Source organism: Staphylococcus sp. FSL W8-0056 (genome assembly GCF_037963075.1).
Taxonomy (GTDB): domain Bacteria; phylum Bacillota; class Bacilli; order Staphylococcales; family Staphylococcaceae; genus Staphylococcus; species Staphylococcus aureus.
Window position 1 is genome coordinate 101,643 of record NZ_CP150142.1, and the last position, 25,532, is coordinate 127,174.

Consider the following 25,532-nt stretch of genomic DNA (forward strand, 5'->3'; position numbering starts at 1 on the left):
ATGATAGTAGATTGTTCGTATTACGTAATTGAATTAATCATATAAAAATATATTAAGACAAAATTTATAAATAGATTGGGAGAATAGTACTATGAAATTAAAAACGTTAGCTAAAGCAACATTGGCATTAGGCTTATTAACTACTGGTGTGATTACATCAGAAGGCCAAGCAGTCCACGCAAAAGAAAAGCAAGAGAGAGTACAACATTTATATGATATTAAAGACTTATATCGATACTACTCATCAGAAAGTTTTGAATTCAGTAATATTAGTGGTAAGGTTGAAAACTATAACGGTTCTAACGTTGTACGCTTTAACCAAGAAAAACAAAATCACCAATTATTCTTATTAGGAAAAGATAAAGATAAATATAAAAAAGGCCTTGAAGGCCAGAATGTCTTTGTGGTAAAAGAATTAATTGATCCAAACGGTAGACTATCTACTGTTGGTGGTGTGACTAAGAAAAATAACAAATCTTCTGAAACTAATACACATTTATTTGTTAATAAAGTGTATGGCGGAAATTTAGATGCATCAATTGACTCATTTTTAATTAATAAAGAAGAAGTTTCACTGAAAGAACTTGATTTCAAAATTAGAAAGCAATTAGTTGAAAAATATGGTTTATATAAAGGTACGACTAAATACGGTAAGATCACTATCAATTTGAAAGACGAGAAAAAGGAAGTAATTGATTTAGGTGATAAACTGCAATTCGAGCGCATGGGTGATGTGTTGAATAGTAAGGATATTCAAAATATAGCAGTGACTATTAATCAAATTTAAATTAAACAATCAATGACTTTAAAGTAATAAATTTGAAGCAGCTTAACGATGAAATGTTGAATAAATACGTACATCCTCCAAAAAGGGGCGTATCTAAATCAACAGTGTCGTTAGGCTGTTTTTATGTTTTATAACGCAGGGTATGAGCGTACTAAAAATTCACATTACTTCTGAAAGTGATGTCCATTGAATATTAATTAGTTCTTCATTAACCATGATTTAATTTTAATTAAACGAGTGTTAATGTCAGTCTGTCTCAATGCCCTTTATAATAAATGTGTATTATTCAAATTACGTAATAAAAGCAATCCAATATATTAAGATTGGAGCATATGAATATGAAATTTACAGCGATAGCTAAAGCGATATTTGTATTAGGAATATTAACAACAAGTGTAATGATAACAGAAAATCAATCGGTTAATGCAAAAGGAAAGTATGAAAAAATGAACCGTTTATATGATACAAACAAGTTACATCAATACTATTCAGGACCTAGTTATGAGTTAACAAATGTTAGTGGCCAAAGTCAAGGTTATTATGACTCTAACGTTTTGCTTTTTAACCAACAAAATCAAAAGTTCCAAGTATTTTTATTGGGAAAAGATGAAAATAAATACAAAGAAAAAACACATGGTTTAGATGTCTTTGCGGTACCAGAATTAGTAGATTTAGATGGAAGAATATTTAGTGTTAGTGGTGTAACGAAGAAAAACGTAAAATCAATATTTGAGTCTCTAAGAACGCCGAACTTACTAGTTAAAAAAATAGACGATAAAGACGGTTTTTCTATTGATGAATTTTTCTTTATTCAAAAGGAAGAAGTGTCATTGAAGGAACTTGATTTTAAAATAAGAAAACTGTTGATTAAAAAATACAAACTGTATGAAGGGTCAGCTGATAAAGGTAGAATTGTTATTAATATGAAAGATGAAAATAAGTATGAAATTGATTTAAGTGATAAATTAGATTTCGAGCGTATGGCAGATGTCATTAATAGTGAACAAATTAAGAACATCGAAGTGAATTTGAAATAATCAATGATATATAGAATAAAAGCTTAAGAAGCGGTTTAATAATCCCATGTTTAATGATTTTGATACGTGTTTTAATAATAAAAACATATCGAACATTGACTACGTTATTAAGCTGCTTTTTTGTACACTTTGTATCGAATAACTTAAGATCTAAAACTAATCGGAAAGAACAATGATTCCCCCAAAAAAATTTATGTTGCTATTAAAAATCAGTTAATACGAATGTTAAAATACGTTTGATTTTCATTAATAATGATTCAAGTTTATTTAAATGAGCGTTAATGTCAGTCTGTTTTGATGCACCTTATAATAAAGACAGATAGTTCAAATTACGTAATCATAACAATCCAATATATCAAGATTGGAGCAAATAAATATGAAATTGACTGCATTAGCAAAAGCAACATTAGCATTAGGAATATTAACTACAGGTGTGTTTACAGCAGAAAGTAAAGCTGTTCACGCGAAAGTAGAACTTGATGAGACACAACGCAAATATTATATCAATATGCTACATCAATACTATTCTGAAGAAAGTTTTGAATCAACAAACATTAGCGTTAAAAGTGAAGATTACTATGGTTCTAACGTTTTAAACTTTAACCAACGAAATAAAACTTTCAAAGTGTTTCTGCTTGGTGACGATAAAAATAAATATAAAGAAAAAACACATGGCCTTGATGTCTTTGCAGTACCTGAATTAATAGATATAAAAGGTGGCATATATAGCGTTGGCGGTATAACAAAGAAAAATGTGAGATCAGTGTTTGGATTTGTAAGTAATCCAAGTCTACAAGTTAAAAAAGTTGATGCTAAACATGGCTTTTCGATAAATGAGTTGTTCTTTATTCAAAAGGAAGAAGTATCGTTGAAGGAACTGGATTTTAAAATAAGAAAAATGTTAGTCGAAAAATATAGATTGTATAAAGGCGCGTCAGATAAAGGTAGAATCGTTATTAATATGAAAGACGAAAAGAAATATGTAATTGATTTAAGTGAAAAATTAAGTTTTGATCGTATGTTTGATGTAATGGATAGTAAGCAAATTAAAAATATTGAAGTGAATTTGAATTAGTTTGAGTTAATAGCATAATAGCTTAAGAAGCGACTTAACGACAAAATGTGAATTGACATCTGTGTCCTTATATAAGGAACTGTGTTAAATACATTACTGTTGTTAAGTTGTTTTTGTAATTCAAAGAGCAGAACAGAGTAACATCATCAGTTGTAGTAAACGATAATCCAGTAAAACAACTAAATGAAATAATGAAAGTCATTTAACCTGAACATTAAAATATATTTGTTTTTCATTAAGAATAATTCAAGTATATTTAAATCGAGGTTAATTATCGTATGAAACGATGCACGTTATAATAAAAATGTATGATTCAAATTACGTAATGAAAACAATCCAATATATTAAGATTGGAGCAAATAAATATGAAATTTACAGCATTAGCAAAAGCAACATTAGCTTTAGGAATTTTAACAACAGGAACTTTAACAACAGAAGTTCATTCAGGTCATGCAAAACAAAATCAAAAGTCAGTAAATAAACATGACAAGGAGGCACTATACCGATACTACACTGGAAAGACTATGGAAATGAAAAATATTAGTGCTTTGAAACATGGTAAAAATAACTTGCGTTTTAAGTTTAGAGGTATTAAGATTCAAGTTTTACTGCCTGGAAATGATAAAAGTAAATTTCAACAGCGTAGTTATGAGGGGTTAGATGTGTTTTTTGTTCAAGAAAAAAGAGATAAGCACGATATATTTTATACTGTTGGTGGTGTAATACAGAATAATAAAACATCTGGAGTTGTCAGTGCACCAATATTAAATATTTCAAAAGAAAAGGGTGAAGATGCTTTTGTGAAAGGTTACCCTTATTACATTAAAAAAGAAAAAATAACACTAAAAGAGCTGGATTATAAGTTGAGAAAGCATCTAATTGAAAAATACGGACTTTATAAAACAATCTCAAAAGATGGTAGGGTCAAAATTAGCTTGAAAGATGGCAGTTTTTATAACCTTGATTTAAGATCTAAATTAAAATTTAAATATATGGGGGAAGTCATAGAAAGCAAACAAATTAAAGATATTGAAGTTAACTTAAAGTAAATAATTACGAATAATAAAAAGTAATTGAAGCGGCTTAACGGTGAAATGTAAATTGGTGCGCATAGCTTATACAAAAAGGATGCATCAATCGATATCGTCGTTAAGCCGTTTTTGTTTGTGTGTCATGAATCCTATCCCAATCTCCATGAATATAAAAATTCCACCACCAACATCAAAATTCTCCACATCGCAACATAACCAAATGTTATAATAAATCTATTACACAAAGAGATAAATTACTTATTCAAAGGCGGAGGAATCACATGTCTATTACTGAAAAACAACGTCAGCAACAAGCTGAATTACATAAAAAATTATGGTCGATTGCGAATGATTTAAGAGGGAACATGGATGCGAGTGAATTCCGTAATTACATTTTAGGCTTGATTTTCTATCGCTTCTTATCTGAAAAAGCCGAACAAGAATATGCAGATGCCTTGTCAGGTGAAGACATCACGTATCAAGAAGCATGGGCAGATGAAGAATATCGTGAAGACTTAAAAGCAGAATTAATTGATCAAGTCGGTTACTTCATTGAGCCACAAGATTTATTCAGTGCGATGATTCGTGAAATTGAAACGCAAGATTTCGATATAGAACATCTAGCGACGGCGATTCGCAAAGTTGAAACATCTACATTAGGTGAAGAAAGTGAAAATGACTTTATCGGGCTGTTCAGCGATATGGATTTGAGTTCAACGCGACTAGGTAACAATGTCAAAGAACGTACTGCTTTAATCTCTAAAGTCATGGTTAATCTTGACGACTTACCATTCGTTCACAGTGACATGGAAATTGATATGTTAGGTGATGCATATGAATTCCTAATCGGGCGCTTTGCGGCGACAGCGGGTAAAAAAGCAGGCGAGTTCTATACACCACAACAAGTATCTAAGATACTGGCGAAGATTGTCACAGACGGTAAAGATAAATTACGTCACGTGTACGACCCAACATGTGGTTCCGGTTCATTGTTGTTACGTGTTGGTAAAGAAACGCAAGTGTATCGTTATTTCGGACAAGAACGTAACAATACTACATACAACTTAGCACGCATGAATATGTTATTACATGATGTGCGTTATGAGAACTTCGAGATCCGTAATGATGACACATTGGAAAATCCAGCCTTTTTAGGCAATACATTTGATGCGGTTATTGCGAACCCACCATACAGTGCGAAATGGACAGCAGATTCAAAATTTGAAAATGATGAACGATTCAGTGGTTACGGCAAGCTTGCGCCAAAATCCAAAGCAGACTTTGCCTTTATTCAACACATGGTACATTACCTAGACGATGAAGGTACCATGGCAGTCGTACTCCCACATGGTGTATTATTCCGTGGTGCCGCAGAAGGTGTGATTCGTCGCTATTTAATAGAAGAAAAGAACTACTTAGAAGCCGTGATTGGGTTACCAGCCAATATTTTCTATGGGACAAGTATTCCAACATGTATTTTAGTATTTAAAAAATGTCGCCAACAAGACGACAACGTACTATTTATCGATGCATCCAATGATTTTGAAAAAGGAAAAAATCAAAACCATTTAAGCGATGCCCAAGTCGAACGTATTATAGACACATATAAGCGTAAAGCAACGATTGATAAATATAGCTACAGCGCGACATTACAAGAGATCGCCGATAACGATTACAACTTAAACATACCGCGATATGTTGATACATTCGAAGAAGAAGCACCAATTGATTTAGATCAAGTCCAACAAGATTTGAAAAATATCGACAAAGAAATCGCAGAAATTGAACAAGAAATCAATGCATACCTGAAAGAACTTGGGGTGTTGAAAGATGAGTAATACACAAACGAAAAATGTGCCAGAGTTGAGATTCCCAGGATTTGAGGGCGAATGGGAAGAGAAGAAGTTAGGGAATCTTACTACCAAAATAGGTAGTGGAAAGACTCCCAAAGGTGGAAGTGAAAACTATACAAACAAAGGCATACCATTTTTAAGGAGTCAAAATATTAGAAATGGTAAATTAAATCTTAATGACTTAGTTTATATTAGTAAAGATATAGATGATGAGATGAAAAATAGTAGAACGTACTATGGTGATGTTCTTTTAAATATTACAGGAGCATCAATAGGTAGAACAGCCATTAATTCGATAGTTGAAACGCATGCTAATTTAAATCAACATGTATGTATTATTAGATTAAAAAAAGAGTATTATTATAATTTTTTTGGACAGTATCTATTATCAAGAAAAGGTAAAAGAAAAATTTTCCTTGCACAAAGTGGAGGTAGTCGAGAAGGACTAAACTTCAAAGAAATTGCTAATTTAAAAATCTTCACCCCAACTATATTTGAAGAACAACAAAAAATAGGACAATTCTTCAGCAAACTCGACCGACAAATTGAATTAGAAGAACAAAAGCTTGAATTACTTCAACAACAGAAAAAAGGCTATATGCAGAAAATTTTCTCACAGGAACTGCGATTCAAAGATGAGAATGGTGAAGATTATCCAGATTGGGAAAATAGCAAAATAGAAAAATATTTAAAAGAGAGAAACGAACGTTCTGACAAAGGGCAAATGCTTTCAGTAACTATAAATAGTGGCATTATAAAATTTAGTGAATTGGATAGAAAAGATAATTCAAGTAAAGATAAAAGTAATTATAAAGTAGTTAGGAAAAATGATATTGCATATAATTCTATGAGAATGTGGCAAGGGGCTAGTGGTAAATCAAATTATAATAGGATTGTTAGCCCTGCATATACTGTGCTTTATCCAACACAAAATACTAGCTCATTATTTATTGGATATAAGTTTAAAACACATAGAATGATTCATAAATTTAAAATTAATTCACAAGGATTAACATCAGATACATGGAACTTAAAATATAAACAATTAAAAAATATAAATATAGATATACCTGTATTGGAGGAACAAGAAAAGATAGGTGATTTCTTTAAAAAAATGGATATATTGATAAGTAAACAGAAAATGAAAATTGAAATATTAGAAAAAGAGAAACAATCCTTTTTACAAAAAATGTTCTTATAACTTTGATAAATACATAGATTGCATAAGAATAAAATTTGTATAATTTAACATAAAAGTTGTAAAAGTAAAGTGAATTAAAAACGAACATTAAATTTAGGCACTGTGAAAGCGCAGTGTCTTTTTTGTGTCGAAATTGTGTACAGAATAAGTAGTTAAATAAAGATTAAGTTGAGATAAAGTGTTATTCGTAAATAAAAGAGAGTAGATCGATAGGAATTGAATGATATTAGTTAACTATTTATTAAATTACTTAATAATGATTAATTTTTAGTTAAAGTAAGTTTAATGTGAAGCACGACCATTGCTCATTATAATGAATGAGGATTGTTCGTATTGCGTAATAGAATAAATCAAATAGACTAAAAATTGGGAGCATAGAATTATGAAATTAAAAAATATTGCTAAAGCAAGTTTAGCACTAGGGATTTTAACAACAGGTATGATTACAACTACTGCTCAGCCAGTAAAAGCAAGTACATTAGAGGTTAGATCACAAGCTACTCAAGACTTGAGTGAATATTATAAAGGGAGAGGATTTGAATTAACAAATGTAACAGGATATAAATACGGAAATAAAGTTACATTTATAGATAATTCTCAACAAATTGATGTTACATTGACAGGAAATGAAAAATTAACTGTTAAAGATGATGACGAAGTTTCTAATGTTGACGTGTTTGTAGTAAGAGAAGGTAGTGACAAATCAGCTATCACAACATCGATTGGTGGAATTACAAAGACAAATGGGACTCAACATAAAGATACTGTTCAAAACGTTAATTTGTCAGTTTCTAAGAGTACAGGTCAACACACTACTTCTGTGACTTCAGAATACTATAGCATCTATAAAGAAGAAATCTCATTAAAAGAACTTGATTTTAAATTAAGAAAGCATTTAATTGATAAACATGATCTTTATAAGACAGAACCTAAAGACAGTAAAATTAGAATTACTATGAAAAACGGTGGCTATTATACATTTGAATTAAATAAAAAATTACAGCCTCATCGCATGGGTGATACGATTGATAGTAGAAATATAGAGAAAATTGAAGTGAATTTATAATAATATTCGAGGGAGTATATCATGAGAGAAAATTTTAAATTACGTAAAATGAAAGTCGGTTTAGTATCAGTTGCAATTACTATGTTATATATCATGACAAACGGACAAGCTGAAGCATCTGAAACTAATCAGAAGGTAAGTACAAATCAAGAATCAAAAGCTGTTTCGCAGACTGAACAAAATTCCAAAGAAACAAAAGCGGCAGAGTCTTCTAAAAACTTTGTAAATTTAGATCCTATCAAACCAGGAGCTCAAAAAGTAACAGGTACTACATTACCGAATCATATTATTTTACTTAATATAGATGGTAAAAGTGCTGATTCAGTTGAAGGAGGATATGGTGATTTTATAACTGCAAATGACAAAGGAGAGTTTGAGTATCCTTTAAATAATCGTAAAATTGTCCATAACCAAGAAATTGAGGTATCATCATCAAGCCCTGATTTAGGTGACGATGAAGAGGATGAAGAAGTAGAAGAATCTTCAACTGAAAAAGCTGGTGCTGAGGAAGAAAGTACAGATGCTAAAGCTACATATACAACACCACGATATGAAAAAGCGTATGAAATACCGAAAGAACAACTAAAAGAAAAAGATGGACACCACCAAGTTTTCATCGAACCAATTACTGAAGGTTCAGGTATTATTAAAGGTCATACGTCTGTAAAAGGTAAAGTTGCTCTATCTATTAATAATAAATTTATTAATTTTGAAGAAAGAGCTAAAGGTGGAATTAGTAAAGAAGATACTAAAGCTAGTTCCGATGGTGTTTGGATGCCTATTAATGAAAAAGGATATTTTGATTTTGATTTCAAAAAAAATCCTTTTGATAACTTAGAGTTAAAGAAAAATGATGAAATCTCATTAACATTTGCACCTGATGATGAAGATGAAGCATTGAAGTCATTAATTTTCAAAACTAAAGTAACGAGCTTAGAAGATATCGATAAAGCAGAAACAAAATATGACCATACTAAAGTGGAAAAAGTAAAAGTATTGAAAGATGTTAAAGAAGATATACATGTAGATGAAATTTACGGAAGCTTATATCATACAGAAAAAGGTAAAGGTATTCTTGATAAACAAGGAACTAAAGAGATTACAGGGAAGACTAAATTCGCGAATGCAGTAGTGAAAGTATATTCTGACTTAGGTGATGCGCAATTGTTCCCTGATATTCAAGTAGATGAAAATGGTAAATTTAGCTTTGATGCTGAAAAAGCTGGTTTCAGATTGCAAAATGGAGAAACATTGAATTTTGCAGTAGTTAAACCTATTACTGGTGACCTATTACATCAAGGATTTGTCTCTAAATATATTGATGTATATGAATCTCCGGAAGAAAAGAAAGAACGTGAATTTGAAGAAAAACTTGAAAACACGCCTGCATATCATAAATTACATGGTGATAAAATTGTAGGATATGATGTTCAAGGTAATCCATCAACTTGGTTCTATCCATTAGGTGAAAAGAAAGTTGAACGTACAACACCTAAATTAGAAAAATAATTAATAAAATAAAACAGCTTAATGATGTAATGAAATTAGTGAGTTAATCACTGACTTCAACGTCATTGAGCTGTTTTTTATTTGCTTCGTTACAAAGCATTATTGAATTTATTTTACGTGTTCATATTTTGAAACATCAAAGCCGTCTTGCTTAGCTTTGTTGATAATGTCTTTGATTGAATGTAGTCCTTTATCGGCGAAGTATGATCTTAAGTTGTCTTTTGTAGCTTGGTCAGCATTCTTATCTAATAACACATCGATATAGCTTAATTCATGTTCTAAGAAGTTTGCGTCATCATGTAGTACGAGTCCATTTTGAGAATAAACTTTCGCATCTGCTTGATTACCATATCCAACAACGCCAGTTGCTAATACACCTACCATTGCCGTAGCTACTAAAACCTTTTTAAATTTCATATCTATCACTCCTCTAAAAATTGTAACTCTATCATAACACTGAATATTAAGAAAATTACGTTTATTAAGTCGATTTAATAATTTTTAATAAATAGTTAAACTGACAAATATTGCTCAAATGCAATTAATCTTTAAAACGGTGTTTATGGATTTTTCCTACTAAAACCTTGATTTCAAAAAGGGTTTAAATCAAATGAAACAATAATAAAAAATAATGCAACATAATAATAAGTACAAATTTAATTAAGAAATTAAATTGATTGTATATGTATATTTTGGTAACGTAAAAGAGAAATATACAAAATAATTAATTATTTATATGAAAAGAGAATATAAATGAAGTATAAAACAAAGAGACGTGAAACGATGCGATATTTAAAAAGACTTTCATGGTACATAAGCATCTTAATTTTAATAGTTGTTATAGCTGGTTGTGGCAAAGGTAATGAAACAAAAGAAGGTTCAAAAGAAGAACAAATCAAAAAGAGCTTTGCGAAAACGTTAGATATGTATCCAATCAAAAATCTCGAGGATTTATACGACAAAGAAGGATATCGAGATAGCGAATTTAAAAAAAGTGATAAAGGGACATGGACGATATACACAGATTTCGCTAAAAGTAATAAACCGGGTGAATTGGATGATGAAGGTATGGTTTTAAATCTGGATAGGAATACTAGAACCGCTAAAGGCCATTATTTTGTTACTACATTTTACCGGAATGGTAAACTACCAGATGAAAAGAATTATAAAATTGAAATGAAAAATAATAAGATTATTTTATTAGATGAAGTAAAAGATGATAAGCTCAAGCAGAAAATAGAAAACTTTAAATTTTTCGGTCAATATGCAAATCTTAAAGAATTGAGAAAATATAATAATGGTGATGTTTCAATTAATGAAAATGTTCCTAGTTATGATGTTGAATACAAAATGAGCAATAAAGATGAAATAGTTAAGGAATTAAGAAGTCGTTATAATATTTCGACTGAAAAATCACCTATATTAAAAATGCATATTGATGGGGACCTGAAAGGCAGTTCTGTAGGTTATAGAAAGTTAGAAATTGACTTTTCAAAACGTGAAAACAGCAAATTATCAGTCATTGAATTTTTAAGTTATAAACCAGCGAAAAAATAGTATTGATAAGGAATATTAGGATGTGAAAAAATGGGATATCTAAAAAAGCTTGCACTGTTCATAAGTGTTATTATTTTGGGCATTTTTATAATAGGTTGTGATAGTTCAAGCGATACTGCGGAAAAAGCAAAAGAAGATTCAAAAGAAGAACAAATCAAAAAGAGCTTTGCGAAAACGTTAGATATGTATCCAATTAAGAATCTCGAGGATTTATACGACAAAGAAGGATATAGAGATGGTGAATTTAAAAAGGGCGATAAGGGGACTTGGACTTTACTCACAAGTTTTTCAAAAAGTAACAAACCGGGTGAAATAGATGACGAAGGCATGGTTTTATATCTAAATAGAAATACCAAAAAGGCAACAGGTTATTATTTTGTAAATAAAATTTATGATGATATTAGCAAAAATCAGAATGAGAAAAAATACCGTGTTGAACTTAAAAATAATAAGATTATTCTTTTGGATAATGTAGAAGACGAAAAACTTAAACAAAAAATTGAAAATTTTAAATTTTTTAGTCAGTATGCCGATTTTAAAGATTTAAAAAATTATCAAGATGGAAGTATAACAACTAATGAAAATGTACCGAGATATGAAGCAGAATACAAATTGAATAATAGTGATACAAATGTAAAAAAACTTAGAGATATTTATCCAATTACAACGAAAAAGGCTCCAATATTAAAGTTACATATAGATGGTGATATAAAAGGAAGTTCAGTTGGATACAAAAAAATAGAATATAAATTTTCAAAAGTTAAAGATCAAGAGACAACATTAAGAGATTATTTAAATTTTGGGCCGTCTGATGAAGATAGCTAAAGTTTATTAGATGTAGAAATAATTCTAAAGCAGAGAGACGTGAAATGATGGGATATTCAAAAAGGTTTGCATTGTACATAAGCGTTATGATTTTAATATTTGCGATAGCAGGTTGTGGCAAAAGTGATGAAACAAAAGAAGGTTCCAAAGAAGAACAAATTAAAAAGAGCTTTGCGAAAACGTTAGATATGTACCCAATTAAGAATCTCGAGGACTTATATGACAAAGAAGGATATCGAGATGGCGAATTTAAAAAGGGTGACAAAGGGACATGGGTTATCAGTTCAGTAATGGTTAAACAGCCAAAAGGTGAAATTATGAAATCAAGAGGGATGTATCTATTTTTAAATAGAAATACAAGAACCGCAAAAGGATATTTTATTGTAGATGAAACAAGTAATGATACTTTAAAAAAAACAGAGGATAAAGAAAAACGTTATCCAGTAAAGATGGTGAATAATAAAATAGTACCTATTGATCCAATTAATGATAAAGGTGTAAAAAAAGAAATAGAAAATTTTAAGTTTTTCTCACAATATGGTGATTTTAAAGAATTAAAAAATTATAAAAATGGAGAGGTTTCATACAATTCTGAAGCCCCTATCTACTCAGCAAAATATCAACTGAAAAATAATGATTATAATGTAAAGCAATTACGTAAAAGATATGATATATCAACAGAAAAGGCTCCCAAATTGTTGTTGAAAGGTACTGGAGATTTAAAAGGTTCATCAATCGGACATAAGGACATTGAGTTTACATTCGTGGAGAATCAAGAAGAGAATATATTTTTTACTGATAGTTTGGAGTTTACCTCAAGTGAGAACTATTAGCTATGATAAAAAAGGGGATACGGAACAATGAATAATTTTAGAAAATGTGCGTTGTGTATAGGACGTCAGTCTTAATTCTATTAGCATCAGGTTGCAGTGGCGTATTTGACACTCCTGAAGATTCAAAAGAAACACAAATCAAAAAGAGCTTTGCGAAAACGTTAGATATGTATCCAATTAAAAATCTTGAGGATTTATACGATAAAGAAGGATATCGAGATGGAGAATTTAAAAAGGGAGACAAAGGGACGTGGGTTGTTAGATCTGAAATGATAATTCAACCAAAAGGTAAAAGTTTAACTTCAAGAGGCATGATATTATACATGAATAGAAATACTAGGACCACAACCGGTTATTTTTCAATAGAAGAAATAGATTCAAGAAAAAGCCTTGATGAAAGAGAAACAGAAAAAAAGTATCCTGTGAAAATGATAAACAATAAAATTATTCCAACTGAGGAGATAAAAGATGAAAAGTTGAAAAAGGAAATTGAAAACTTTAAGTTTTTTGTGCAATATGGCAGTTTTAAAGGAATAGAGAATTATGAAAATGGTGACATTTCCTATAATTCTGAAGCTCCTATTTATTCAGCGAAATATAAACTGAAAAATGATGATTATAATGTTAAAGAATTACGAAAAAGATATAATATTCCAACAGAAAAGGCGCCTAAATTGTTGTTGAAAGGTTCGGGGGATTTGAAAGGGTCTTCAGTTGGATATAAGGAAATTGAATTTATATTTATAGAAAATAAAAAAGAAAATATATATTTTTCAGATGGATTAAACTTAATTCCAAGTGACTAAAAATAACACAAAGGTTGATAGTACTCAACAAATATTAACATGATAGAGAGAAGTGAAAAAATGAGGGATTCAAAAAGAGTAGTATTGTACATAAGCATTATGGTGTTGAGTATTTTTATAATTGGTTGTGGCAAAGGTAATGAAATAAAAGAAGACGCAAAGGAAGAACAAATCAAAAAGAGCTTTGCGAAAACGTTAGATATGTATCCAATCAAAAATCTCGAGGACCTATATGATAAAGAAGGATATCGAGATGGCGAATTTAAAAAAGGTGACAAAGGGATGTGGACGATTTACACAGATTTCGCCAAAAGTAATAGACCAGGTGTATTAGATAATGAAGGTATGGTTTTAAATTTGGATAGAAATACACGAACGGCCAAGGGATATTATTTTGTAGATACTATATATGACAATCATGAAAACTCTTATAGTAAAAATTATAGAGTTGAGATGAAAAACAATAAAATTATTTTATTAGACAAGGTGGAAGATCAAAAACTTAAAGAAAGAATAGAAAACTTTAAATTTTTCGGACAATATGCCGATTTCAAGAGTTTGAAAAGTTACAACCATGGCGACGTTTCAATTAATAGTAATGTTCCAAGTTATGACGCGAAATTTAAAATGAGTAATAAAGATGAAAATGTTAAGCAATTAAGAAGCCGTTATAACATTCCTACTGATAAAGCTCCAATATTAAAAATGCATATTGATGGGGACTTAAAAGGCAGTTCCGTTGGATATAAAAAGTTAGAAATAGACTTTTCAAAAGAAGAAAATAGCGAATTATCAATAGTCGATTCATTAAATTTTCAACCTGCCAAAAATAAAGATGATGAATGATAGGGAGGATGTGAAGCGATGGGATATTCAAAAAGGTTTGCATTGTACATAAGTATCTTGATTTTAATAGTTATGGTAGCAGGTTGTGGTAAAAGTGATGAAACAAAAGAAGATTCCAAAGAAGAACAAATTAAAAAGAGCTTTGCGAAAACGTTAGATATGTACCCTATTAAGAATCTCGAGGATTTATACGATAAAGAAGGATACCGTGATGGCGAATTTAAAAAGGGTGATAAGGGGACGTGGGTTCTGTATTCAGCTATAGTATCACAACCAAAAGGCGAGAGTTTAAAATCACGAGGAATGATATTAAAGTTAGATAGAAATAAGAGAACTGCTAAAGGAAGTTATATTATTAGAGAATTGAAAGAAGATAAAAATCATGATGTTCAAAAAAATGAAAAGAAATATCCAGTGAAATTGGTGAATAATAGGATAGTTTTGGTAAAAGATGTTAAAGACAAAAAGTTAAAAAATGAAATAGAGTCGTTTGAATTATTTTCACAATATGGAAACTTTAATCATTTTGATCGGAATGAGATTACTAATATTTCATATAATCCTAATGCTCCCAATTACTCTGCAGAATATAAAATGAAGAAAAATGACAGAAACATTCAACAGTTGAAAAAGAGATTTAATCTAAAAACTAGCAAGACACCAAAATTATTGTTTAAGGGATCTGGAGATATAAAGGGGTCTTCTGTAGGATATAAGGAAATAGAAATCATATTTAGTAGAAGTAAAGAAGAAGCATTTATTATGTTGACAGCGTTGAGTTCGTTCCAAGTAACAAAATGACAAAAAGTTGATATTAGTCAACAAAAGCAAATATTGAGAATAAAGAGAGTTATGAAATGATGGGTTATTTAAAAAGACTTGTATTGTACATAGTTATTATGGTTATGAGTGTTTTTATAATAGGTTGTGATAAATCAAGCGATACTGCAGAAAATCCAAAAGAAGGTTCAAAAGAAGCACAAATTAAAAAGAGTTTTTCGAAAACGTTAGATATGTATCCAATTAAGAATCTCGAGAATCTATATGACAAAGAAGGATATCGTGATGGCGAATTTAAAAAAGGTGATAAAGGGACTTGGACAATATCAACAGATTTTGCTAAAAGCAACAAGCAAGGTGAAATGAATAGCGAAGGTATGGTACTACATTTTAATAGAAATACGAGGACAGCAACAGGATATTATACTGTAAGAACAACTTATGATGAAGTGGATAAGTTGGCACGCGAAAAAAAATATCGTGTTGAATTTAAAAACAATAAGATAGTTCTATTGGACAAAGTAGAAGATGAAAATCTTAAACAAAAAATAGAAAATTTTAAATTTTTCGGGCAATATGCCGATTTTAAAGACTTGAAAAATTATAAAAATGGAAGAATATCTAGCAATGAAAATGTTCCTTATTATGAAGCAGAGTACAAAAGGAATAATAGTGATGGAAATGTAAAAAAACTTAGAGAAAAGTACCCAATTACAACCAAGCAGTCTCCAATATTAAAACTGCATATAGACGGCGATATTAAAGGTAGCTCAGTTGGATATAAACAGATAGAATACACATTTTCTAAGGAGAAAGATGATGAGACTTTTATGAGTGATTTTTTGAACTTCGGTCCATCACACAGTAAATAGTAAATAAAACCAAGGGCATAAACTAATTTAAAACAAGAGAGAAGTGAAAAGATGGGATATTTTAAAAGAGTTGTACTTTACATAATTGTTATGGTTGTGAGTGTTTTTATAATAGGTTGCAATAAATCAAGCGATACTTCAGAAAAGCCAAAAGAAGATTCAAAAGAAACACAAATCAAAAAGAGCTTTGCGAAAACGTTAGATATGTATCCAATTAAGAATCTCGAGGACTTATATGATAAAGAAGGATACCGTGATGGCGAATTTAAAAAGGGTGACAAAGGAATGTGGACTATATATACAGATTTTGCTAAAAGTAATAAACAAGGTGGATTGAGTAATGAAGGTATGGTCTTATACTTAGATAGAAATACACGGACTGCAAAGGGACATTATTTTGTTAAGACATTCTATAATAAGGGCAAATTCCCAGATAGAAAAAATTATAAAGTTGAAATGAAAAATAATAAAATTATCTTATTAGATAAAGTAGAAGATATAAATCTAAAAAAGAGAATAGAAAACTTTAAATTTTTTGGACAATATGCAAATCTTAAAGAATTGAAAAATTACAGCAATGGTGATGTCTCAATTAATGAGAATGTTCCAAGTTATGACGCAAAATTTAAAATGAGCAATAAAGATGAAAATGTTAAGCAATTAAGAAGTCGTTATAATATTCCTACTGATAAAGCACCGGTATTAAAAATGCATATTGATGGTGATTTGAAAGGAAGTTCTGTGGGTTATAAAAAGTTGGAAATTGACTTTTCAAAAGGTGAAAAAAGCGATTTGTCAGTAATAGATTCTTTAAATTTCCAGCCGGCGAAGGTGGATGAAGATGATGAATGATGAGGATGGTGTGTAACAATGAAGTCTATAAAAAGGATTGGATTGTGCATAAGTCTGTTGATTTTAATCATTTTTGCAACATCTTGTGGTAGTAATAAGATTACTGGAGACTCAAAAGAAGAACAAATCAAAAAGAGTTTTGCGAAATCTTTAGACAAGTATCCTACTGAAAATCTAGAAGAGTTTTATGATAAAGAAGGATATAGAGATGGAGAATTTGAAAAAGATGATAAAGGGACTTGGCTAATTAGATCTGAAATGAAAATCCAATTAAAAGGAGAAAATCTGGAATCTAGGGGAGCAGTTATAGAAATTAACAGAAATACTAGAACGGCTAAAGGGAATTATATTGTTAGAGAAGTTGTTGAAGATAGCGATGGAATGACACACAATCATACAAAAAGGTACTCCTGTGAAAATGGAAAATAATAAAATGATTCCATTAAAATCAATTGATGATGAAAAAGTAAAAAAAGAAATTGAAGAATTTAAATTCTTTGTACAATACGGGAATTTCAAAGAATTGGAAAACTATAAAGAGGACGAAGTGTCATATAACCCAGAAGTACCAATATACTCTGCACAATATCAATTGAAAAACAGTGATTATAATGTAGAGCAATTACGTAAGCGATATAATATCCCGACGCAAAAAGCGCCCAAATTATTATTGAAAGGCTCAGGTAATTTAAAAGGTTCATCAGTCGGATATAAAAATATTGAATTTACCTTTGTTGAAAATAAGGAAGAAAATATTTACTTCACAGATAGTGTCTACTTTAATCCAAGCGAGGATAAATAAGTATAATTATTATTATAAAAAATGACGTTAGAACATTTAATAATAAAGTTAAATGAATTACATGTATTAAATTGAATAAGTTAGTTTTGTTTGATAACATAAAAGTTGAATAATCACTATTTTAATAAGTTATATGAAATATTCAAATGTTTATAAAATTAAAGCAGAGAGATGTGAAATGATGGAGTATATAAAAAAAATTGCTTTGTACATGAGTGTATTACTTTTAATCATTTTTATTGGGGGATGTGGAAATATGAAAGAAGAACAGAAAAAAGAAGCAAATACAAATAAAACAGATTCAAAAGAAGAAAAAATCAAAAAGAGTTTTGCGAAAACGTTAGATATGTATCCAATTAAGAATCTCGAGGAACTATATGACAAAGAAGGCTATCGAGATGGCGAATTTGAAAAAGGTGACAAAGGGATGTGGACGATATATACAGATTTCGCCAAAAGTAATAAACCGGGTGAACTAAGTAATGAAGGCATGGTCTTGTACTTAGATAGAAACACACGCACAGCTAAGGGGTACTACTTTGTCAGGACGTTTTATCGCAAGGATAAATTACCTGATAGAAAAAATTATAAAGTTGAAATGAAAAATAATAAAATTATCTTATTAGACAAGGTAGAAGATCCAAATCTAAAAAAGAGAATAGAAAACTTTAAATTTTTCGGACAATATGCAAATCTTAAAGAATTGAAAAACTACAGCAATGGTGATGTCTCAATTAATGAGAATGTTCCAAGTTATGACGTGAAATATAAAATGAGTAATAAAGATGAAAATGTTAAGCAATTAAGAAGTCGTTATAATATTCCTACTGATAAATCACCGGTATTAAAAATGCATATTGATGGTAATTTGAAAGGAAGTTCCGTTGGAGATAGGAAGTTAGAAATTGATTTTTCGAAACGTGAAAATAGCCATTTATCAGTAATAGATTCTTTGGATTACCAGCCAGCGAAGGTGGATGAAGATGAAAGATAAATACAAAATAGATCCAGGGATTATTAAAAATAATACAGAGGAAACTACAGCTATTTCTAAAATCAGCTACGAAGTTGAAAATGCGAATTTATATGGAGCTGATAGTGAAGATATAACAAGACAAATAGAATATTTGAAAGCCAAAAAAAAATTCCCTTCTAATCTTGAATATGTTGATAGTTACACTGATTCTCTTAATGGAGTAACAACTTCTGCTTTTTTAAATAAAGATACAGGCAAAGTAACTCTTGGGATGACTGGGACTAATATACAAGGCGAAGCCTTTAAAAAGTTAAAAGAAGGTGAATTTTCAAGACAAAATGTTACCAATGCTTTGGAAACAGTTAAAGATGGATATGCAGATCTTAAAATATTATATTCGGTTCTGTTGCAAAGTAAAAAAATATAGCTAACCACTAATTTATCATGTCAGTGTTCGCTTAACTTGCTAGCATGATGCTAATTTCGTGGCATGGCGAAAATCCGTAGATCTGAAGAGACCTGCGGTTCTTTTTATATAGAGCGTAAATACATTCAATACCTTTTAAAGTATTCTTTGCTGTATTGATACTTTGATACCTTGTCTTTCTTACTTTAATATGACGGTGATCTTGCTCAATGAGGTTATTCAGATATTTCGATGTACAATGACAGTCAGGTTTAAGTTTAAAAGCTTTAATTACTTTAGCCATTGCTACCTTCGTTGAAGGTGCCTGATCTGTAATTACCTTTTGAGGTTTACCAAATTGTTTAATGAGACGTTTGATAAACGCATATGCTGAATGATTATCTCGTTGCTTACGCAACCAAATATCTAATGTATGTCCCTCTGCATCAATGGCACGATATAAATAGCTCCATTTTCCTTTTATTTTGATGTACGTCTCATCAATACGCCATTTGTAATAAGCTTTTTTATGCTTTTTCTTCCAAATTTGATACAAAATTGGGGCATATTCTTGAACCCAACGGTAGACCGTTGAATGATGAACGTTTACACCACGTTCCCTTAATATTTCAGATATATCACGATAACTCAATGCATATCTTAGATAGTAGCCAACGGCTACAGTGATAACATCCTTGTTAAATTGTTTATATCTGAAATAGTTCATACAGAAGACTCCTTTTTGTTAAAATTATACTATAAATTCAACTTTGCAACAGAACCCTTTCAAATATGTATATAAGTAATAAATATAACAATCAAAATACATCTGACTCTATTAGCGATAATAGTGTTAAGAAAACGAGTACTTTACACTTTGTAGTCGTTAACAAACAAGGTCAAATGACGAGTACGACAAATACACTATCAGGATACTTTGGGTCTGGTAAATATATGGATGAAGGATTCTATATGAATAATTCCATGACGAACTTCTCTGATAATAAAGATAGTAACAATTATCATGCTAAAAATACTGTGCCAAGGTCATATATATCTCCAACAATTATAGTTGGACCAGACTACTATATGGGAATTGGTAGCCCTGGTGGAAATAAAATACCAACTATTCTTAATGAAGTAATTATTGATTACCTTAGAGGTAATGGATCGTTGCAAGATAGTATATATAAACCTAGATTTTATAATGATGGTAATACAGTACATTTTGAAAAAGGGATGAATAAAAAGTATTTAGATATACTTCAAAATCAAGGTTACAATATTAAAGAAGAAAAAGATAATCCTAATTTTGGAAGTGTTCAAGCAGGTATTTATCATATTAAAAATAAAAAAACTGAAATTGCAAATGATGTAGGAACCAGATAAACTGATTTAAAATACACCAATCTTCAAAATTTTAGAGATTGGTGTATTTTAATATATTTGTAAATGCCTTGGGAAATTTTTCATTTATTTACTTTGAGTATTAGACGCTGATTAAACATTAAATTATCTTTTTTAGAATTTTGTTTAAAAAAATATGATATCAATCATTAACACCAATTTCATTAAATTGATAAAACAAGTTATAATATAGGTGAAGACTTTTTAATAATAAAAATAGGAGTTCAAAAATGACAAAAAAATGGTGATTATATCATTCGGCAGGATTTTACTTATTATAATTGGGGCACTTATTACAGCATATGGTTTGGAATCTATATTAATCCCAAATAACGTTTCTGACGGAGGAGTCACAGGGATTAGTATTGTAGGTTCCACTTTGTTTGGTTTACCTTTAGGAATATTAATAGGAATAATCAATTTACCATTTATATGGTTAGGTTATAAACAAATCGGACGTAAGTTTGCTATATTTTCAATAATAGGTATCTTATCATTATCTATATTCACTTCGATTATGCATCATGTACCAACAATTATTGAAGGTGATTCACTACTTATTACTGTAGTTGGTGGAGTTGTTATTGGATTAGGCATGGGTCTTGCCCTTAGAAATGGTGGGGCATTAGATGGTATAGATATGTTAGCCGTTTTATTATCTAGAAAGTTACCTTTCGGAACAAGTGATTTAATTTTATTTCTCAATACATTCGTATTTATACTTGTTTCTACTGTTTTTGGCTTTAAAGGTGCCATTTTATCAGCGCTCGCATATTTTATTGCTTCAAAAGTTATACATATTATTGAAGAAGGACTAAGTGGTTCGAAAACGTTTAAAATTATTACAAAAGATTATGACATTATGAATAAAGAAATTAAAGAAAGACTGGGAAGGTATTGCACATTTACAAAAGTGACTATTGATGAAGAAAATAATTCATTTGTAGAAATTTCTTGTGTTATTAATAAACTCGAAGAACAAAAACTTAAAGAAATTATAAATGATGTAGACCCAGACGCATTTATCGCAATATATGATACAGCAGAAGTTAAGGCTGGAAATATGAAAAAATCAGATATATATTAAAATTACGATAAATAAAAAGCTACCAGTTATTAGGTAGCTTTTTATTGGTTCTCTCTTTTCTTGTTTTAATATTAAAATCTCAGAATAATTGATCACCATAAGTTTTCAGACGCTGTGAGAAGCTCTCATTTGCATTGAAAAACCGTTTATTAAAACAAATCATCGTTATCGTGTTTAATTCTATAAACAGTTTGTCTTGTAATATTCACTTCTTTCGCAATTTTACTAATCGCTTTGCCTTCCTCTAACATTTCTACAACACGATGATAGATAACACGTTTTTGAGGATCTTTCGCATTGGGAGAATATAATAAAGGTCGTCCTTTATATACGCCTTTCTCTTTCGCAACTTGAATCCCTTGAGCTTGTCGACGTTTACTTTCATTTCTTTCTTGTTCTGAAACCATTGCTAATATCTGTATAATTAAATCTTTCATAAATTTATCTAATAATGGATTACCAATGACTTCATTCATCATTGGTAGACTGGTAATCATCAATTGTACTTCTTTCTCTTTAAGATAATTAACGGTATTAATGACTTCATCATAATTACGACCTAAACGATCAATTGATTCCACGACAAAACGATCTCCCATTCTCACAAAGTTCAATGCTTCTTGAAAGACGGGTCTGTTTTCTATAGATTGACCTGATTGTTTTTCTGTAAAAATTTTTTCAGCACCAAATGTTTTTAAATTTTCAAGTTGTCTTTCTAAATTTTGATCTACTGATGATACCCGCGCATAGCCCACAATCATTTAGTTTCACCTCATAATTAATATACACCCTAATCATACATTTTAATTGCTGTAATTTCAACAATTCATTTTGTATGATTAGGGTGTACTCAAAGTGTACATATCTATAATTAAAACTTACTAAAAATAAATATAGATTTTTTCTTTGTAACAGAACCGTTCATTTGAAGGTCATCTCTATCATAAATATTTAAATTAACTAAAAATTTTAATCATCTGTTTAATACTTATGAAATGTATTTACGGTAGGTATTAAAATTGATGAAATTTATATAAGTGCTTTCAATGAAAATGACCGTTTATTTATCCTCCTGATTTAAGGAGTTAGAAATTTCGAAAACGATTCTTTCCATTTGTTGCATTTGTTCCATGTCCAGATATTTAATACATTATAGAAAACCAAAGACCATCACTAATTAAACGCAGTTTTAAAATTTCATCAGGATTGCCTTCGTCTTTAAAATGGGCCTCTTTTAATATAAGTTCTACTCTTTCATACCTAACTCTTTCAATGCCATCGTTTCATACGCCGATTCTCCTGATTCCATAGCAAACTCAGCGATAAACATTGGGAATACTGCATTGAGTTCTATTATATGCTCTTTCATTCGTGGCCATATTTCACCTCCAGCTTTACCGTATGCTGTTATAAGTTGCTCTAATCCTTCGTCGTCGAATACACGATGGTGTCCTATAAAGTCCATTGATGGGTCGGAGTGGGTTGCTTCAGTCCAGTCTATGAGACCTGTGACGTTTGCTTGGTTATCTACCATTATATGTCCTGGATGTAAGTCCCCATGTATCATGGTCGCATGTCGAGGCCATAGTTCGTCGTTTTCTAACCATTGTTTCCATCTGTTCCATAATTCATCTGATACGCCATAAGTTTCTTTAACTTTATTCATTCTTCTTTGAAAGTCATTTTTTATTTCTTGTATGGTTTTGATATTTATATGCTGAACGTTAATGTTTTCTTCTGGTATGTTGTGTAAATCTACGAGTGTTTCAGCTAATGTGTTAATAAAGTTTTCTGGTAATGGTTTGTGTTCAATTTCCCATACATAATTTTGTATTTCTGGATCTATTGTGGCTGCGGGTTTACCTGTAAGTTTTGGGTAAGCAATAAGGTCTTTTGCATGTACTTTCCACTTCGGTATTTCAAATGAAACATTCTTCTGTAAGAAGTCTACCGTTTGTTTTTCGGGTTTTGTTCGTTTATAAACGTCAGGTCTTCTTGGTAGTCTCAAAACCCATTCTACTCCATGTTTATCTTTTCCAAATGCAACTTGAAAATCAAGTCCCGATTCATTCAATGAGATTGTTTGAGGTTGGATGTGTAATTGATATTTTTCTGCACATTTAATAATTTCATTATGTCGAGTCATTTTATTGGATCCTTATTTCTATTATATTTTTCTTGTGAACGTATTTTTTATATTGATATAAATGAACCTAATATTCAATATAAATTAGTGTATAGTTTTTAAGTTATATCATGAAGAGATTGTCCTGTTAATTCCCATTTTTTATCTGATACATGTTTAACAAACCTTGTATCATGTGATGTAAACAAAATGATTCCAGGATATTTATTCATAAACATTTCTAATGCTTCTAATGTTTTAATATCTAAAAAATTAGTTGGTTCATCCAAAATTAACATATTCGCTTTCGTTGAAAATAATACTGCTAACGATAATTTCGTTCTTTCCCCACCACTCAAAACATTACAAGAACGATCAAGTGCTTCATTTAAACCCAAGTTATTTAAAATAGCTCTACTGAATGATTCTGATGAATCCGTTTCATCCATTAAATATTGCAATAATGAAACGTCACGCATGTCTTCATAAGCAAGTTGACGATAGTATGCCATTTGCACTTTAGGAGAACAATCAATTCCCTCTATTTGGTGGTAAATAGCTTCAAGTAAAGTTGTCTTACCTACACCATTTGCACCTACGAGCGCTATATTTTTGCCATATGGTATTTGGAATCGTACTTGTGTTAGCAGTTTTTGACTTCCTTTAACCAATGTTAGATTTTGTGCAATGATTGGATAATTATTATGGATATCATAAATTTTATTTTGTGGGAAATTGAATTCATGATAACTTTGTGGTTTTTCAACTTCTTCCAAATGTTCCATTCTTTTTTCAATATGCTTAGCTTGTTTTTGAGCAGCCTTCTCAACCGTGCCTTTTTGTTTTGATGCACTTAAACGATCTGGTGCTATACTTTTGTTTTTTTGTTTTGATGATGCTTGTGCCATTTGTTGCGCTTGATTTCGTTTAGCTTTACTGGCTTGGGACAATCTTTGTTTTTCACTTATATACTGTTCATATTGACGTTGTTGTTCTAACTGTTCTTGTTCATATTGATTTTGATACTGTGTGTAATTACCTTTAAACACTCTTATTGTGCCATCTTCTTGTATATCCCAAATTGTGTCAGCAATTTGGTCTATAAGTGCTCTATCATGACTTACTATAATTAAAGTACCATAGTAATATTTTAAAATATTTTTCAGATAATCTTTACCAATTTTATCCAAGTGATTTGTAGGTTCATCTAAAAGTAATATCGGACTATAATTTGATATGACATTAGCTAATTTATATTTTGCTTTTTCACCACCACTCATACTGTCGGTTGTATGCATAGGTATATGGAGTTCACTCATTAAACTACCGTCTAACGTGTTAAAATCATTTTCCACATCCATGTTAAGCTGTTCAAAATATTGAATTTCGCCAACCGTTTCAACTGTTCCAGATTCTGGTTTTGTTTTTTGAGCAATCATATTTAGTAATGTGGTTTTGCCAGTACCATTACCCCCAATAAGTGCTATTTTTTCAAATTGGTAAGCGTAAAGATGACCGATGTTAAGTGATCGTAAATCTGTCAATTTATGATTGATTTGGTTAAATTTAATTGTATATTGTTCCATATTTATACACTCCTTGTATATTTAAAGGACGTGTACGCAAAAAAATGAGACAGGCTACTCCCGTCTCATTCACATTACACTTTCAAACACTTAAAAATTTATTATGATGTTTTAGTATTTGAAAGCGTTTATTATTCCTATCGAAGGATAAAAAATGACATAAGTCATCCTATGAGTGTGTATTGCGGACAAGCCTTTTTGAATTAATTTAGT

The 25,532-nt window shown here is 30.4% G+C and carries 25 protein-coding genes and 2 pseudogenes; 21 read left to right on the forward strand and 6 right to left on the reverse strand.

Annotation, left to right across the window (positions count from 1 at the left end):
• The first annotated feature begins 91 nt into the window (after positions 1–91).
• The 4 genes from NSS86_RS00545 (at position 92) to NSS86_RS00560 (ending at position 3,948) form a co-directional block, all read left to right on the forward strand.
• A complete protein-coding gene (locus tag NSS86_RS00545; RefSeq protein ID WP_000769820.1) occupies positions 92–787 on the forward strand; it encodes a superantigen-like protein SSL7 in 696 nt (231 codons plus the stop codon).
• Between the two features lie 338 nt (positions 788–1,125).
• The gene (locus NSS86_RS00550) at positions 1,126–1,824 is read left to right on the forward strand and encodes a superantigen-like protein SSL8 (RefSeq protein ID WP_000673034.1); all 699 of its coding nucleotides are present in this window, start codon (positions 1,126–1,128) and stop codon (positions 1,822–1,824) included.
• 376 nt (positions 1,825–2,200) lie between these two features.
• Positions 2,201–2,899, forward strand: coding sequence for a superantigen-like protein SSL9 (locus tag NSS86_RS00555; RefSeq protein ID WP_000778500.1), 699 nt, complete (start codon positions 2,201–2,203; stop codon positions 2,897–2,899).
• A gap of 365 nt (positions 2,900–3,264) precedes the next feature.
• Complete coding sequence (locus NSS86_RS00560) at positions 3,265–3,948, forward strand: superantigen-like protein SSL10 (protein ID WP_000673051.1); 684 nt, start codon at positions 3,265–3,267, stop codon at positions 3,946–3,948.
• A gap of 84 nt (positions 3,949–4,032) precedes the next feature.
• On the opposite strand, the gene NSS86_RS00565 is transcribed toward NSS86_RS00560, so the two are convergent.
• A complete protein-coding gene (locus NSS86_RS00565; protein WP_031762269.1) occupies positions 4,033–4,134 on the reverse strand; it encodes a hypothetical protein in 102 nt (33 codons plus the stop codon).
• Between the two features lie 77 nt (positions 4,135–4,211).
• On the opposite strand from NSS86_RS00565, the gene NSS86_RS00570 reads away from it, so the two are divergent.
• The 4 genes from NSS86_RS00570 (at position 4,212) to NSS86_RS00585 (ending at position 9,559) form a co-directional block, all read left to right on the forward strand.
• Positions 4,212–5,768 carry a type I restriction-modification system subunit M gene (locus NSS86_RS00570; RefSeq protein ID WP_000028669.1) on the forward strand — a complete coding sequence of 519 codons (1,557 nt, stop codon included), beginning with the start codon at positions 4,212–4,214 and terminating at the stop codon, positions 5,766–5,768.
• Positions 5,761–6,984, forward strand: coding sequence for a restriction endonuclease subunit S (locus NSS86_RS00575; protein ID WP_339302311.1), 1,224 nt, complete (start codon positions 5,761–5,763; stop codon positions 6,982–6,984). The genes NSS86_RS00570 and NSS86_RS00575 overlap by 8 nt, the downstream gene beginning before the upstream one ends.
• A 382-nt stretch (positions 6,985–7,366) precedes the next feature.
• Positions 7,367–8,050: a superantigen-like protein SSL11 gene (locus tag NSS86_RS00580; protein WP_000769160.1), complete on the forward strand. Its 684-nt coding sequence runs from the start codon at positions 7,367–7,369 to the stop codon at positions 8,048–8,050.
• Positions 8,051–8,071: 21 nt separating this feature from the next.
• A complete protein-coding gene (locus NSS86_RS00585; protein WP_001208917.1) occupies positions 8,072–9,559 on the forward strand; it encodes an FKLRK protein in 1,488 nt (495 codons plus the stop codon).
• A gap of 108 nt (positions 9,560–9,667) precedes the next feature.
• Here NSS86_RS00585 and spn read toward each other — a convergent pair whose 3' ends face one another.
• On the reverse strand, positions 9,668–9,976 hold the full coding sequence (gene spn, locus NSS86_RS00590) for a myeloperoxidase inhibitor SPIN (protein WP_000669519.1): 309 nt from the start codon (positions 9,974–9,976) through the stop codon (positions 9,668–9,670).
• 366 nt (positions 9,977–10,342) lie between these two features.
• On the opposite strand from spn, the gene lpl1 reads away from it, so the two are divergent.
• The 11 genes and pseudogenes from lpl1 to NSS86_RS00645 form a co-directional block, all read left to right on the forward strand.
• Positions 10,343–11,116, forward strand: coding sequence for a tandem-type lipoprotein Lpl1 (gene lpl1, locus NSS86_RS00595; RefSeq protein WP_001802013.1), 774 nt, complete (start codon positions 10,343–10,345; stop codon positions 11,114–11,116).
• A 30-nt stretch (positions 11,117–11,146) separates the two neighbouring features.
• Positions 11,147–11,941, forward strand: a complete 795-nt coding sequence (locus NSS86_RS00600) for a tandem-type lipoprotein (RefSeq protein ID WP_000540879.1) — start codon at positions 11,147–11,149, stop codon at positions 11,939–11,941.
• Between the two features lie 47 nt (positions 11,942–11,988).
• The gene (locus tag NSS86_RS00605) at positions 11,989–12,774 is read left to right on the forward strand and encodes a tandem-type lipoprotein (protein ID WP_000542365.1); all 786 of its coding nucleotides are present in this window, start codon (positions 11,989–11,991) and stop codon (positions 12,772–12,774) included.
• Between the two features lie 74 nt (positions 12,775–12,848).
• Complete coding sequence (locus tag NSS86_RS00610; protein WP_223197982.1) at positions 12,849–13,580, forward strand: tandem-type lipoprotein; 732 nt, start codon at positions 12,849–12,851, stop codon at positions 13,578–13,580.
• 60 nt (positions 13,581–13,640) lie between these two features.
• Positions 13,641–14,426, forward strand: coding sequence for a tandem-type lipoprotein (locus NSS86_RS00615; protein ID WP_001557594.1), 786 nt, complete (start codon positions 13,641–13,643; stop codon positions 14,424–14,426).
• Between the two features lie 18 nt (positions 14,427–14,444).
• Positions 14,445–15,227 carry a tandem-type lipoprotein gene (locus NSS86_RS00620; protein ID WP_001557596.1) on the forward strand — a complete coding sequence of 261 codons (783 nt, stop codon included), beginning with the start codon at positions 14,445–14,447 and terminating at the stop codon, positions 15,225–15,227.
• A gap of 59 nt (positions 15,228–15,286) precedes the next feature.
• A complete protein-coding gene (locus tag NSS86_RS00625; protein ID WP_001802015.1) occupies positions 15,287–16,078 on the forward strand; it encodes a tandem-type lipoprotein in 792 nt (263 codons plus the stop codon).
• A 51-nt stretch (positions 16,079–16,129) separates the two neighbouring features.
• Positions 16,130–16,930, forward strand: a complete 801-nt coding sequence (locus NSS86_RS00630) for a tandem-type lipoprotein (protein WP_000540323.1) — start codon at positions 16,130–16,132, stop codon at positions 16,928–16,930.
• A gap of 18 nt (positions 16,931–16,948) precedes the next feature.
• Positions 16,949–17,732: pseudogene (locus NSS86_RS00635) on the forward strand (tandem-type lipoprotein).
• Positions 17,733–17,910: 178 nt separating this feature from the next.
• Positions 17,911–18,726: a tandem-type lipoprotein gene (locus NSS86_RS00640; protein WP_001557597.1), complete on the forward strand. Its 816-nt coding sequence runs from the start codon at positions 17,911–17,913 to the stop codon at positions 18,724–18,726.
• Positions 18,716–19,108, forward strand: a pseudogene (locus NSS86_RS00645) (hypothetical protein); the annotation flags it as partial. The gene NSS86_RS00640 and the pseudogene NSS86_RS00645, both read left to right, overlap by 11 nt.
• A 58-nt stretch (positions 19,109–19,166) precedes the next feature.
• On the opposite strand, the gene NSS86_RS00650 reads toward NSS86_RS00645, so the two are convergent.
• Positions 19,167–19,841 carry an IS6-like element IS257 family transposase gene (locus tag NSS86_RS00650; RefSeq protein WP_001105987.1) on the reverse strand — a complete coding sequence of 225 codons (675 nt, stop codon included), beginning with the start codon at positions 19,839–19,841 and terminating at the stop codon, positions 19,167–19,169.
• 65 nt (positions 19,842–19,906) lie between these two features.
• Between NSS86_RS00650 and NSS86_RS00655 the strand changes: the two genes are divergently transcribed.
• Together NSS86_RS00655 and NSS86_RS00660 are read left to right on the forward strand one after the other, a co-directional pair.
• On the forward strand, positions 19,907–20,503 hold the full coding sequence (locus tag NSS86_RS00655) for a gamma-glutamyltransferase (protein WP_000275959.1): 597 nt from the start codon (positions 19,907–19,909) through the stop codon (positions 20,501–20,503).
• Positions 20,504–20,762: 259 nt separating this feature from the next.
• The gene (locus tag NSS86_RS00660; RefSeq protein ID WP_001818589.1) at positions 20,763–21,608 is read left to right on the forward strand and encodes a YitT family protein; all 846 of its coding nucleotides are present in this window, start codon (positions 20,763–20,765) and stop codon (positions 21,606–21,608) included.
• A gap of 149 nt (positions 21,609–21,757) precedes the next feature.
• On the opposite strand, the gene NSS86_RS00665 is transcribed toward NSS86_RS00660, so the two are convergent.
• From NSS86_RS00665 to msr(A), 3 genes are all read right to left on the reverse strand, one after another.
• Positions 21,758–22,369 (reverse strand): recombinase family protein, encoded by a 612-nt coding sequence (locus NSS86_RS00665; RefSeq protein ID WP_000635275.1) that lies wholly within the window; start codon positions 22,367–22,369, stop codon positions 21,758–21,760.
• 485 nt (positions 22,370–22,854) lie between these two features.
• On the reverse strand, positions 22,855–23,754 hold the full coding sequence (locus tag NSS86_RS00670; protein ID WP_000196697.1) for an Mph(C) family macrolide 2'-phosphotransferase: 900 nt from the start codon (positions 23,752–23,754) through the stop codon (positions 22,855–22,857).
• A gap of 98 nt (positions 23,755–23,852) precedes the next feature.
• The gene (gene msr(A) / locus NSS86_RS00675; protein ID WP_000438874.1) at positions 23,853–25,319 is read right to left on the reverse strand and encodes an ABC-F type ribosomal protection protein Msr(A); all 1,467 of its coding nucleotides are present in this window, start codon (positions 25,317–25,319) and stop codon (positions 23,853–23,855) included.
• Positions 25,320–25,532: the final 213 nt, after the last annotated feature.